The organism is Bacillus sp. UMB0728 (assembly GCF_002858875.1).
Lineage (GTDB): Bacteria > Bacillota > Bacilli > Bacillales > Cytobacillaceae > Bacillus_AB > Bacillus_AB infantis.
Genome location: NZ_PKLA01000002.1, coordinates 488176 through 502253, shown reverse-complemented (window position 1 = coordinate 502253; position 14078 = coordinate 488176). Strand labels below are relative to the sequence as shown.

Genomic DNA, 14078 nt, shown 5'->3' with positions numbered 1-14078 from the left:
ATTAAACTGATACAGCCATAGCTGCCTTAAACTCCAATTTTTTGTTAACAAGAATCAACAAATTTTTACGTAATTCAGGTCTTTCCATATTAGAAAAATTGTTTAAAAACTCTTCAATTTCACTGGCATTTATCTGGGTTCTTTTCCCAATATAAATGTTGGGATATATTTGTTTATCGTATACCTCTTCATCTTTTAGCAATTCCTCGAATAATTTCTCTCCGGTCCGTATACCTGTATATTTTATTCCGATATCCTCAATAGAATGACCTGATAACTTTATAAGATTTTTGGCAAGGTCTTCTATCTTCACAGGATCTCCCATGTCCAAAACAAATATCTCACCGCCCTTGGCTAAAGCTCCTGCTTGAATAACCAATCTGGAAGCTTCAGGTATTGTCATGAAGTATCTAACCATATCCGGATGAGTGACGGTAATTGGTCCGCCCTTTGCAATTTGCTTCTTGAATAAAGGAATGACACTGCCTCTGCTACCAAGGACATTCCCAAAACGAACAGCAACAAATTTTGTATTACTCTGCTTATTCATTTCCTGAACAATTATTTCAGCCAATCGCTTTGTTGCACCCATCACACTTGTTGGATTAACAGCTTTATCGGTTGAAACCATGACAAAATTCTTTATTTCATTGCAACTTGCAGCCTTTGCAACATTCAGCGTGCCAATTACATTATTTTTGATCGCTTCCTCTGGATTCCGTTCCATCAATGGTACATGCTTATGTGCTGCTGCGTGGTAGACGACATCGGGCTGATACATCTTCATGACCAGGTTAACCTTTGCAGCATCCTGTATATCTGTAATTTCAGGAATAAATTCAATTCCTGTATGTTCAAATAGGTCTATTAATTCACTTTCAATTGTATAAATGCTGTTTTCTCCATGCCCTAGAAGAATCATTCTCGTTGGCTGAAAAGAAGCAACTTGACGGCAAATTTCGGATCCTATTGAACCACCCGCACCAGTAATTAGAATTGTTTTTCCAGTAATATATTGTGAGATGCTTTCAATATCAAGTTGTATAGGCTCCCTTCCCAATAAATCCTCCACATTAACATCCCTAAATTGATTAACCGAGACCTTTCCAGTAACCAAATCCTCTAGCATCGGTAAAATTTTTGTTTTGGCAGTTGTTTTGGCACACTCTTGGAAAATTTTGTTTAATCCCTTCTTGCTAAGGGATGGAATGGCTATAACGATATTATCAATGTCTAGCAAATTTACCATTTCTGAAATATCAGGCACACCTCCCAATACAGGTATTCCCAAGATATCCAGCCCTTGCTTTTTGGAATCATCATCAATAAATCCTACAGGTACAAGAGGAACTTTATTATTTTTTAAAAGCTGCCTAGCAACCATGATACCGGCTGAACCCGCTCCTACAATTATTGCTCTCTTACTATTTTGACCATTATTTATATAGGAGGTGCGATATAACCTGAAGCAAAATCGTGACCCTCCAATTAACATGATAGTAAGCAGCCATGCAACAGCTAATAAACGGAAAGGGACTTCCTGGATAAGCACTTGTTGAATGATTGCGCCTCCAACAATTGAAGCTGAAACAACTTTAATAATTACCAGTAGTTCACCGATACCGGCATACTCCCAAGCTTTTTTATACAGGTGAAATTTAAAAGCAAATGAATGGTGATTAGCCAATACAGCCAAAAGCAGGACAATTAATGAATTTGTCATCATATTTAATTTAGCTTCAACCAGAAAATAACTTATAAATATAGAAATTAATACTATACATGTATCAACAACTAAAAATAATGTGACTCTTTGTTTGTAGCTCATTCCATTTCCCCCTTTCCGATACAGACCCTTTTAAAAGCTAACCCCAAACATTGAGACAACTATGTAAATTTTTTCTTAATATTCCAGAAGTTCTTTTGTTTAATGGTTAAATTGTATACTGGGGCATTCAACCCCCCCTCACATCACACTATCGACGACCCCCGTCTAAGGCTTTATAAACCCACAGCATAATCGAGTGCCTTCATTGATAAGGGTGAAGGAGGCATTACCCGTATATTTAGCTAATTATATTCCAAGAAGAACAAGAAGTTCTCTAAAAAGAACAAAACGAATAAAAAAAAACGTTCCGCTTTATTATATAAACTATCACACTCAAAATTTGGGTTAATAAGTTAATAATTAAATTCCCATTAACCTTGTTCGTTAAAATGAATTATACGTTCTTATAATAGTGCATTTTATCTAGATTGTAAATAACATTCACAAAATTTGTTCTCTACAAAAAACAAACAAATCTTAAATTTGTATACTCCCACTTATCCTTTTGGAGATACTCTCAAAAATAAATATATTTTCAGAAATCATGCTTTAGAAGCTTTTTTTGTATATTGCCTTTAATTATCTTAGTATCTGGTGATAGGTACCGAATCACCCTCGCCTGCCGGTTGGTAAAAGACTATCACATCTTATACATATTCCCATTGTCTTAGAGTAGGGTAACGAAGTGTAAGATACGAGTCCTTTTTAATTTTATTTTTATTGAAAAAGATAGGTGATTGAAGGAGAAATACTGAACATAAAAGAACCTGCCCAGAATATATTACTGAAAGGCAGACTCTTCTTTAAGACACTCTTGGTAACCCTTCCCCGCTTGCCTGCGCATTATATAGGACCAATTATCAACCGGTGTAATCAACTGAGTTGATCGCCGTATTATTAGCCTTTATTTAATAAGAAATTAAACAAAAAAGATTAAAAACTAACTAGCACTTTAAACATTCAAGATTGTGTGGTCTGGAATATTTTCACACAACAAAAAACAGATCTACACATCTGGCCTGTTAAATCCTACTTAAATACTAGGCGGTACATACCAAGTTAATAGGAACAAACGAAAGACCATTAATTTGGTAAAGTCGCACGCAGTTAGAAGTCATCTGATATAAAAATGACAAAAACCTACTATTCCTCATGCCCCGAATCTAATGAAGGCAAGAGGAAAAAACAAAAAAGGCATTCAGATAACCTTTCGGCTCATCTGCACACCTTTTACTTTGATCTATTAGTTATACACTTTTGAATGGTATTGCTAGGTCACAAGATCTCACCTGCCGGTCAGCTCTTTACCTCAATCCATCTCCTCAAACAACTCATCCTTCCTCACAGTGATCTTCTCCTGCGCAGCTTCCTCAAGCTTCCCGCTGTATTCACCAAGAACACTCAAGCGCTCATCTGCCATTTCCGTTATCGCCTCAGCATCCTCAGACTTAATTTTCTCCTGGCCTTCAAGCTCCTGAAGCGAGCCCTTCAGAGCCTTTTAGACTACACTGTCTTCGCTCAAATTCAATAACTCATAAAAGAGCCAACAAAATATTATCCGGACCAGATATTATATGGAAATAATTGTTTGACCTGTTTTAATAATGGAAGTTCAAGCAGTTTAGCCCTTTCCTTCTTTACAAATGTTACAATACGATTGCAAATGGATAATATTTTAGGGGGATAATTTTAATATGTTTGGCGTTATTTTGTTTTTAGCTTGGATTGTATTTTCTGTATTATTTATTGTTTCATTGGTTAAGAAAAATGGGAAGGCCAAAAGAAACTTCCTAATTGGGCTTGCTTCCTTTGTGCTCTTTATTGTGGTGATTTCTACTACTACTGAAACCGACTCTGATGCAGATGTTGCTGAAGAGACCGCTGCTGATGGAACTTCAGAAGAGAAAAAACCCCAGAAAAAAGAAGAAGAACCTAAAGAAGAACTTTTTGTTAAACTTGAGTCTTCTGCCTATAGCAAAGATACAGATGCTGTAACTCTAAATCTCACAACGAACCTGCCGGAGAACACAGAGGTTTACGCTAGCTTCCGCGGAGAAGGCGAAACTGATTTTCCATTGGTTCCAGACCACGGTAAAGTACAGAATGGAAAAGTACAAGTGGTAATTGGTGATTATGAAGATGAATATGATGGTTCTGAATATGTTATCAATGGAACATATCCAATATCGGCAAGTTTTTCTGTCGATAAAGACCTAGATTCGAATAAGCACTTGCTAGATGAGCTTGGAGAATTTAAAGAGGTTAACAAGAAGTATAAATTCAACGGCAATCTGACAGAAACTGAAAAAGGTTATGTGGTAGAGGACATTGCCCTTGGAGATATGGAAATTAAAGATGCTTATACACAAGAACAAGTTGATCAGATGAAGCTTGAAAAGAAAAAGGGTGAAGCCACAACAATTGATTTCAAGCAACTGGAGAAAAATCCTGACCGTTATACAGGTGAATATGTAAAGTACACAGGTGAAATTGTTCAGATTCTTGAAGGAAATGATACGACAAACATTCGCCTGGCGGTTACTAAAACTTCTTATGGCTACAATCCAGGAGAAATTGTTTTCATAGAATATGAAGGTTATACTGACTTTGTTGATGGAGACATCGTTACAATCTATGGAGAAGTGTACGGTAAATACAGCTATGAATCACAGGCTGGCTATAACATTTCACTTCCTGGAATTGTTGCAGATATTGTTGAATAATTAATTAAGCGGAGACCATTAGGCAGTATGGTCTCTTTTTTGTGTGATGGGTTGTTTTCCTACTGCAGGATAGTCAGACCTTCTATTATCAGATCGATCCTACCTTTTGAAAATTTTACATTTTCCTGCCCTTATTTTGTAAGTGACGGGTACCTAAAACTTTACATCAACTCATAAAAAGACTCTTTCCCTAAATGTGGTGTGTACTCACGGACTAAACGTTCCAGCTGATCCGGTCCATCAAGGTAAATCCAGTCGTCAATACTGCCCGTATAACAAAATCGTTCAACTTCAAATGTACGCTCATCCTTGTCAATGAGAGTATAGCGGAGAGATGTCTCATATACTTTATATTTCTCCTGCAATGGCTTGGGTATTAGAGCGTCATCGAAGGAATCGACTGCCTGATAGATATAAACGGCATCCTTTTTGACATCTAATTTAAAATCCTCAATGATTGAGTATTTCTTCATTCCCTCTTCAATCAGCCGGAGCTCGTCCGCTTTGATAGGTGAGATAATCTGTTTTCTCAAATACACTTTACCGTTTGGCTCTTCATAGATTTCATATCCTTCAGGGACATCCTGAATATCTGCTGCGCCTTCAGTCTTTTTTGAAAAATGATAAGAGAGGTTTCCTTTCTTTGTTAACCGGCTGTGTAAAAAATAGGTATCACCTCTGAAATTTTTAACAAACAAAACCACATGATTTCCACCTTTCTGCATGGCAATTTTTCACCTGCAGAATACCACAGGTGTTCAGGTTGAGGGAAGCAAAAAAGTGCATCGTTCTGCAAATTTATTTTGCAAAACTTCGCACTTTTATTTTGGAGTAAACAATACACTTTGTTACTTCATCGAATGTGGGGTCAGGCCCCCTATACAGTCTGGAGCTAAGAATACTATAAAACAAGAATTGCCGTAAAGTGACAGGAACCTAATATCACTACTCACCGTCCAATTCCAACAAATACTGCACCATGCTATCTGCTTCCTCTTCAGATACCAATCCTTCTGGCATAGAGCCCTTTCCATTTAATAGAATGTTTACAATTTCTTCTTCACTGTATCTAAAACCTACATTATATAAAGAGGGACCGACGCCACCTTCATAATTACTGCCGTGACAGCCGATACAGGTTTGTTTGTAGATTTCTTCAGCAGACAACCCATAGTCCACAAGCTCATGACTCGATACTTCGTTAACATTCAGAGTCTTATTCATTGCTAAGTGACCCTCATCTACTTCTTTCAACAGATAATCACTGTTATATCCCTTGACTTTAACTTTACCGTCATCATATGTTATTCTGTACTCTTCATATGTCGAAACTTTGTAAGTGAATTCATCTAATATAATTACACTGTTAGCTTGAAATTCCAGTAGTTCCTCCTGTCTCACTTGACTGTTGACTTTATCAACAGCATTTTGACTCTGCAGATATGATTCACCAAGCGGATCCAGCATAGGTTCAATATATGAGAAATCATTTTTATTTATGGCCTCTATCCCTAACTCAACATATTCTTCTACAAATTCTTTGACTTCATCTTCACTTATTGAAGTATAACTGATTGTTTTTTCTGTTATATCTTCTTTCTTCTTTTGATCTTCTTTCATGTCGTGTGAACCTGTTTCTTTTTCGTCATTGGTATTCTCGCTTTCCTCAACGAGGATATCGCTGCTCATTGAATATAAGTTACCGTATTTACTATATATTGAAGCGGTCGGTGTTTCTCCAAAGTTAATACTTTGAGTTTCAATTGTTGCTGCAGTAGATACCGATCCATCCAAATACTCAGCTCTTAGGCTGACCTTGATCTTAAACCTTCGATCATTACCGTATTGAAGATAACTGACCTCCACCCATTCATTATCCTTTAGGTATGTTGAATTCCTTTTATTATGTACATATGCCTTTAACCACTCATCTGAAAGGGTCTGATCATTTGCTTCAACATAGGTAGTTAAATCAAAAGCTATATCTTCAGCCTTCGGTTTCACAACAGCAAAATACAATCCCCATTCGACTGCTTTTACAAAAATCAACATTAAAATTATAAGGGTAAAAGCTGCCTTCAATAAAAATAAAAAGATATTTATTATACTCTTTATGTATGTCATCAGGTGTCTCCTCTTGGGAAATTGGACCCAAACCATTTATTTGCACCAAGTGCCTCAAGTATTATAACGGAGTAACCAGACAAAATTTAAAGGTTATTTTGAAGATTCGCCTAAATATTTTTAAAGAATTTTCCATCTAAATAGTGGCAGCCCCTTTAAGTCTATGCCCCTCCTAGGACATCAAATTATTTACGGTTCACACATGTACATAATTCCGCCAACTTCCGTACTCCTGGCATCCCATCAACTCACCGCAAAACAGACAAAAATAAATAGCGCTGCAGGATCACTGAAAGGTAATCCTGCAGCGCTATTTCCTTCTACTTCTCACATGCCCAATTATCCTTGTCCCGATCATGTTTTGACTCATAAGCAGGATGCCCTTTTGCTACACCGTTCGGATAATATTCTTTCATTGCAGTACAATTAGGAAAAGACGATGGTGCTCCGGGAATCACATAAAGCCCATCTCCATGATCTACTGGCTTTGATGGTGAGCTTTTGCTTTCTGATTGCTGCTTCAGCAGTGCTAACTTAGCCTTGGAGGGTGTTTCGTATTTGACCTTATTGCTTTTAGGCACAAAGCTTCCTCCGCCTACTCCATAAAAACCGCCCTGGTTTCCTTTATAGCTGTAAACCCTGAATTCTTCTCCGGCTTTTAGTTTTCGAACAACTTTAACAGATCCTTTTGCATCAAGGCTAACCAATTCAGTATTGGAAAGAATCGTTACCTTTCCAATCTGGCCAAGCTTTAGCTCTGTTTTCCCCCACATTACTTTTGAGGCGGCATATGTATCCACCAATGAAAAACTTAAAAATGAAAAGCTAAGGACAAGACCCATCACAAACTTTGCCATTCTATTCAATATCAATTCCTCCTGAGCAGATTAGTATTTTTGTACTATAATTTAAAATATACAAATATTGGAGAACTGTTGCAATAGTTTTTGGGATTTATTTGTATTCTAATTTATCTACACCTTCTCCTTCGTAATCTAATACAAATTCGGGTTCAAACCAAAACCATTTAAATCTCTCATTATCAGGATACAAATTATCATAACAATGAACTCCCGACGTTTAATTCAAGACTAGTATTATATCCGGTTCGACAAGGGAATTTTTACTAGGACTTTTTGTATAAAATGTTGCTCCCTAAATATTGTTTTGATTGTATAATTGTTCTATAAAGTATAGGAGGAGAGAAATTTGTTTTCTAAGCTATTCAAATCTTTCATCATGTTTTTGCTGTTAATTGGTTTTGCTTCTTACAGCGTTCAAACAGCCAATGCAGCTACTAAGATTATGTGGGGTAAAACAGAACTGAAAATAGGCCAGATAGGTAAAGTTACTATTTTATCAAATACAAACCTGGTTAAGATCGCCAGCAATGGTTCATTGACTACTGTCCGTACGCTGAAAAAAGGGGAAGAATACCGGGTTTACAGCTATAAGAGCAATCATGGCGGTCTATATGGCGTAGGCGGCGGGAGTTTTGTCCAAAAAAATACGAAAGTAAAATATGAAACTCCATCTAAAGCTAAACTAGCTCTGCTTAAGGCGCAAAGTGTCCCTAGAGAATATACAGCAGCCCTAAAAACAGCAGAGTTATACTCGGATATGATGCACATGTCAAAGGCAGGAATTTATGATCAATTAGTGTCTGAGTATGGAGAGAAATTCCCTCCAGCAGCTGCTCAATATGCGATCAATAATTTGAAAGTCGATTGGAAGCAAAATGCCTTGAAGAGTGCTCAATCTTACGCAGAATTGATGAATATGTCAGACGCGGATATTTATGAGCAATTGACTTCGGAATACGGAGAAAAATTCACTGAGGCAGAAGCACAATACGCGATAGATCATTTGTAGAACAGGAAAAAGCCCGACCACAACTGTGGTCGGGTGTAAACGATAAACTAGAATCAACAGTTTTCCACAAATAAAGCTAAACAGATTCCAACAATTAAGAATCAACAGTTTATCTTAATTGATCCCCTTTCTATATACTTAAATCAGTCTATGGAAAGCGAGGAATAAACAGGAGTGGAAAGACTGATGATCTACAACGAGGTTCATAAGCTTCGCAGTGAGGGTTTTACAAATAGTGCGATAGCTAGAAAATTAAAGATTTCTAGGAATAGAGTAATTGAATATGGAAAGATGTCACCAGAAGAGTTTTACTCGTTTTCAATCTCATTACAAAGCCGGAGTAAAAAGCTAGATCCCTTTCGGGAAAAAATCATTGGATGGTTAAAGGAACACCCAGACTTATCAGGAGCTCAAGTATTGGACTGGTTGGGGGAGAAATTAGACGTTAGTGCTGTCTCAGAAGGAACTGTGAGGAATTATGTCAATGAGTTACGTGAAGCTTATCATATCCCTAAAATGGTTTCTGAGAGAAGTTATAGTACAGTCCCGGACCTTCCAATGGCTCAACAGTTACAAGTAGATTTTGGCCAGGTGAAGGTCTCTACAACGAATGGAACATTTAAACGGCTCTACTTTATTGGATTCGTTTTAGCCCATTCAAGATATAAATATGTAGAATGGCTAGACCGACCTTTTCGAGCATCAGATCTTATTAGAATGCATGAAAATGCCTTCCGTTTTTATGGAGGCATGTCTATTGAAATCGTCTACGACCAAGATCGTTTACTCGCTGTTAGTGAAAACGCTGGAGATCTTATCATGACGGTGGAATTCACAAAATATCAACAGACAAGAAAGTTTAAGGTCTACCTATGCAGAAAGTCTGATCCAGAGTCTAAAGGGAAAATAGAGCAAGTAGTGAAATATGTAAAGAATAACTTTGCGAAAAACCGTACTTTTGATAATCTACTAGATTGGCAGGAATCTAGTATGAGTTGGTTAAAGAGAACCGGGAATTATAAAGTACATCATAATATAAAAAAGAGACCTGTCGAGGTGTTCGCCCTGGAAAAGCCACACCTACAACCGGTCTCCGGTACTTACATTTTTGAAGATATCTTAGGTACCAGTATAACAAGAACTATAAACAAAGACAATGTTATACGGTTTGATGGGAACAGGTACAGCGTACCGCGCGGTACTTACCGAAAAGGAGCTCCCAATATAGCTTATGTCGGAACAGATACTGAGTATCTATACATACGACTGCAGCAAAATGGGCAACCACTAGCCAAGCATAAAATTGCACAAGGAAGTGGTGCTGTTATTTCAGAGCCTTCCCATCGGGAACGTGAACAGCCTAAACGGGATCTATTAATACAGCAAATCAAAGAAATGTTAACCGATAAACAAGCTGCAAGTTGGCTGATGGAAATTCTCTCTGATCAATATCCACGCCATATAGTAGATCAGCTTAAAGTTGTACAATCTGTCATTTTAAAACATCCATCTTTCATCGATGAGGCACTTAGCGAAATGAAACGGTTGCGGTTGACTAGTGCAAATGATCTTAGGGATATTGCCATTACTTTAGAAATCCATAGCCGAAAGAAACATAAAGAAACTGGAATCGCTAACGAGAAATATAAGGAATTAGTTGCCCCCGAACGAAGGGAAGATATTTATTTTAGTGTCCTTCAAGGAGGAGCAAATCAATGAGCCAACCTTACGAATCACTTCAGGATAAATGCAGAACCTTACGTCTGGCTGAGACAGCCAAGGAATTACCTTCTCTTCTAAGGGAAGCTGAGGCAAAGGGATGGACCTATCATGAATTTATCCATGAGTTTCTTAGTCATGAAATGCGTTGTAGGGAAAGAAAAAACAGTGAAAGATTAATGAAGTGGGCTGAGTTTCCAGAAGCTTTAACATTTGAAAACTTTAGACTTGAGGAACAGACAGCGATTGGAGAAAAACAGCTAAATATTTTAAAACATTTATCATGGGTTGATGAATTTTATACCTTAATTATGATGGGACCAACAGGTGTCGGCAAGACCCATCTATCAACTGCCTTAGGTATCCACGCAATAGAGCGTGGGTACCAGGTTTCTTTTATATCAATGGATCGTTTAATTTATGTCTTAAAATCAAGAGAGTACATTAGTAAATCTAAAACAAGATATAACCGTATAGTCAAATCTGATCTGATTATCATTGATGATGTCATGTATATGGCTTATGAACCACAGGATGCCCATTTATTCTTTCAATTTATATATGAGATGTATGACAAAGCTGCATTTATCCTTACCTCTAATAAAGGTCCTGGAGAATGGGGAAAGTTCCTTGGGGATCCGACACTTACGACAGCCATACTGGATCGTCTCCTTCATCGGAGTGAAATTTTGACCTTCAGCGAAGAACAGGACAGTATCAGAATGAAATACAGAAAAGCGTTATTTGATAACCAGAGTGTTGAATCTTAATTGATGAAAACTGTTTAATCTTATTTGCTAAAAACTGTTGATTTCTACTTGACGGTTACATCGGGCTTTTATTTTGAACTTTTGTTTGGTGCCGGATCAATAAAAGATTACTCGTTCGGAGGAAATTTGAACTACATTTACCTGCATCTTTTCTCATTATTACAGCGGAGATCTGTTAACGATAGAAAGGTGTTTTTAATCTTTGCTATTACAAGTTGTTATGAACAGATGCGCCTGGTCCTTTCTGATGCAAAGAGCCTTTCCGAACTAATAAAAAGTAAGATAAGAAAGCCAACAAGCTTGCAGCCAAAATAATAATCCCCATTGGAAGAGCGGAGTACTCACCCGCTACTCCAACAAGTGGAGCTGTTATGGAACCAAGCAGGAACGGCAGCACCCCTAATAAAGCAGATGCACTTCCGGCCACATGCCCTTTTGTTTCCATGGCCAGGGAAAATGATGCTGTTCCAATAATACTGATGGACATGACTAAAAAGAAAATAGGAAGCGCAACTAACAGAAGCGGTGCCTTTAGCAGAAGGGCCGTCAGCAAAAGAATAGCAGCTGTATTGGAAAGCCATAATCCAATTTTCAAGAATGTTTTTTCCGTTATATAATCTGATAATCGGCCAACCAGTTGAGTCCCAATGATTAAGCCGACTCCATTTACGCCAAATAAGAAGCTGAATACTTGAGGGGAAACTCCATAAATGTTTTGGTAGACAAAAGAAATACCCGACACATAAGCAAAGATCCCGGCTGTTATAAATCCCTGAGTAAAGGCATATCCCGCAAATTCACGGTCCTTTAATAACATTCCGAAGTTCTTAATGACTTGCTTGAAATTTCCCGGTACCCGTTTTTCAGCTGGCAGCGTTTCTTCAAGTTTCAAGGAAACAATGATTGTGAAAACCACGCCGATACAAGCAAGGACAATAAAAACTCCTTTCCAGCTCGTAAACGTCAGAATCGCACCACCTATAATTGGCGCGATAATGGGACCAAGATTCCCAACCAGCATTAAAGAAGCAAAGAACTTTGTAAGTTCCCGTCCACTAAACAAATCCCGTACAATGGCTCTTGAGATAACCAATCCCCCTGCAGCTGCAAAGCCTTGAATAAAACGAGAAACGATCAATGTATAAATATTTGGTGCGATGGCACAAGTTACAGAGGATATAAAATACAAAGTGAGGAAGATGAGCAATGGTTTACGACGACCATGCACATCGCTCATAGGTCCTATAACTAATTGACCTAATCCGAGTCCTAATAAACAAGTGGTTAAACTGATCTGGACCAGCGAAGCATTTGTGTGGAATTCATTAACTATAGTAGGAAATGATGGCAAATACGTGTCAATCGTAAATGGGCCTAAAATGGCTAGAGACCCCAACAGAAAAGCTAGCTGTACTCTTTTTTTCTTTGATAAGTTCAATTTTCTATCGCCTTTCTTATGAAGTAGATTAATGGTTTAATAATTCCTTTGTAATTGTATAACTTCCAGCAGGGTTTTTCACTTAATATGCAAGATTTTAATTTAGATTTTTGGGTTAACTTTTCTTATAAATAGATTGAGTCTACATGTACCGGCTAAAAAAAGGCAATTGAGCCAAGGGACCTGCTGTGGCTCTGAGGTCTTGAACGTGGGTCAGAACTCCGATTTTCCCAAAATTGTGTATCTGATGTTTCGAGGAGGAATTGGTGCTGGCTTTTGATTGAATATTTCTATAGTCTGCATTAGTGACATTTCCATCTATATTACCTTATAAGTTATTTTCTGGTAATAATGAATTTTTTAATAAATATTTTCAATATAAACGAAAAGAAAAGGGAATGGTAAAAGTCTTCCATTCCCTTCCTGTTATGTTATTACTTCTTGAAAGAAGCAACAAGTGCTTTCAGTTCAGCAGTGTCTACACCTTGCTTCTCTAGTTCTGCAAGGATTGCATCAATAGCCTCAACATCAAGCACGCCACCGTCAAACAATTCCTTAATAAAGTCTGCAACAAATTTAGCCTCTGCTTTAGAAGCAACTTTCACGATAACGTCAGAAGTAAATTCAACAGCTTGCTTTTTGTTACCGAATTCAACTAGCTTCTCGGCAACTGCGCTAACTTTACCAAATACAGATGATACAGTTTCCTTAGAAAGCTTTAGACCTCCTGGTACCTTTGTGATTTCGGCTGTAAGTTCTGCTACAGCTTTGTCATATGCGGCAGTTGCTTGCTCTTTTGTAAGGATCGATTGTTTGGCTTCTTGCTTCACTTTACCAACTTCTTTAGAGAAATCTTCAAGTTCTTTGTCAGCAGGAACTTGAACTGCTTCCTCTTCATCATCATAAACTGGTACTCCCGGTTTTGCGAAAACAACTTTAATTAGAACGCCGTCAATATTGATAAGCATTCCTTCTTCAAGTTTATCAACACCTGTTACTTCGTTGCCGTCCTTGTCAGTGATGATAACAAGTTCTGCACCTTGCTCAATTAAAGCTTCAATGATTTCTGAAATTGTAGTTTCAGTATTCATTTCAAACTCATATACAGGTGGAGCAGGTGGCTCTTCTTCATTGGAACCTTCTCCGTCTTCATCAGATGGTTGTTCACCTTCGTCAGTTCCTTCGTCTTCGCCACCTGTTACAGGAGGTTCTACAGTGCTGCCTTCACCATCGCCTCCCTCAGCAGGAGGTTCTTCGACAGTACCTTCATCATCGCCACCAGTTGGCTCTTCAACAGCTCCTTCGTCAGAACCCTCTTCTACACCAGTTGCAGGTGGTTCTTCAGTGCCGCCTTCACCATTGCCTCCGTCAGCAGGTGGTTCTTCGACAGTACCTTCATTATCGCCACCAGTTGTTGGCTCTTCAACAGTTCCTTCGTCAGAACCCTCTTCTCCACCAGTTGCAGGTGGTTCTTCAGTGCCGCCTTCACCATTGCCTCCGTCAGCAGGTGGTTCTTCGACAGTACCTTCATTATCGCCACCAGTTGTTGGCTCTTCAACAGTTCCTTCTTCAGAACCCTCTTCTCCACCAGCAGGTGGTTCTTC

At 38.1% G+C, this 14078-nt stretch carries 9 protein-coding genes and 1 pseudogene; 4 read left to right on the top strand and 6 right to left on the bottom strand.

The window, feature by feature from the left end:
* Position 1: 1 nt before the first annotated feature.
* Positions 2 to 1828 carry a polysaccharide biosynthesis protein gene (locus CYJ37_RS08250; protein WP_101548990.1) on the bottom strand — a complete coding sequence of 609 codons (1827 nt, stop codon included), beginning with the start codon at positions 1826 to 1828 and terminating at the stop codon, positions 2 to 4.
* A gap of 1694 nt (positions 1829 to 3522) precedes the next feature.
* On the opposite strand from CYJ37_RS08250, the gene CYJ37_RS08245 reads away from it, so the two are divergent.
* A complete protein-coding gene (locus tag CYJ37_RS08245) occupies positions 3523 to 4551 on the top strand; it encodes a hypothetical protein (protein WP_101548988.1) in 1029 nt (342 codons plus the stop codon).
* A gap of 161 nt (positions 4552 to 4712) precedes the next feature.
* On the opposite strand, the gene CYJ37_RS08240 is transcribed toward CYJ37_RS08245, so the two are convergent.
* The 3 genes from CYJ37_RS08240 to CYJ37_RS27905 form a co-directional block, all read right to left on the bottom strand.
* Positions 4713 to 5276 carry a hypothetical protein gene (locus CYJ37_RS08240; RefSeq protein ID WP_101548986.1) on the bottom strand — a complete coding sequence of 188 codons (564 nt, stop codon included), beginning with the start codon at positions 5274 to 5276 and terminating at the stop codon, positions 4713 to 4715.
* Positions 5277 to 5496: 220 nt separating this feature from the next.
* On the bottom strand, positions 5497 to 6675 hold the full coding sequence (locus CYJ37_RS27690; protein ID WP_257964194.1) for a c-type cytochrome: 1179 nt from the start codon (positions 6673 to 6675) through the stop codon (positions 5497 to 5499).
* A 320-nt stretch (positions 6676 to 6995) separates the two neighbouring features.
* Entirely contained in the window at positions 6996 to 7532 is a 537-nt protein-coding gene (locus CYJ37_RS27905) for an excalibur calcium-binding domain-containing protein (protein WP_101549666.1), read from the bottom strand.
* A 352-nt stretch (positions 7533 to 7884) separates the two neighbouring features.
* On the opposite strand from CYJ37_RS27905, the gene CYJ37_RS08225 reads away from it, so the two are divergent.
* From CYJ37_RS08225 to istB, 3 genes are all read left to right on the top strand, one after another.
* Positions 7885 to 8547, top strand: coding sequence for an Ltp family lipoprotein (locus CYJ37_RS08225; RefSeq protein WP_257964193.1), 663 nt, complete (start codon positions 7885 to 7887; stop codon positions 8545 to 8547).
* 186 nt (positions 8548 to 8733) lie between these two features.
* Positions 8734 to 10266 carry an IS21 family transposase gene (gene istA / locus CYJ37_RS08220; RefSeq protein WP_101548984.1) on the top strand — a complete coding sequence of 511 codons (1533 nt, stop codon included), beginning with the start codon at positions 8734 to 8736 and terminating at the stop codon, positions 10264 to 10266.
* Complete coding sequence (gene istB / locus CYJ37_RS08215; RefSeq protein WP_009792737.1) at positions 10263 to 11036, top strand: IS21-like element helper ATPase IstB; 774 nt, start codon at positions 10263 to 10265, stop codon at positions 11034 to 11036. The genes istA and istB overlap by 4 nt, the downstream gene beginning before the upstream one ends.
* Positions 11037 to 11244: 208 nt before the next feature.
* On the opposite strand, the gene CYJ37_RS08210 is transcribed toward istB, so the two are convergent.
* A complete protein-coding gene (locus CYJ37_RS08210; RefSeq protein ID WP_101548982.1) occupies positions 11245 to 12474 on the bottom strand; it encodes a Bcr/CflA family multidrug efflux MFS transporter in 1230 nt (409 codons plus the stop codon).
* A 434-nt stretch (positions 12475 to 12908) separates the two neighbouring features.
* Positions 12909 to 14078: pseudogene (locus CYJ37_RS27105) on the bottom strand (hypothetical protein); the annotation flags it as partial.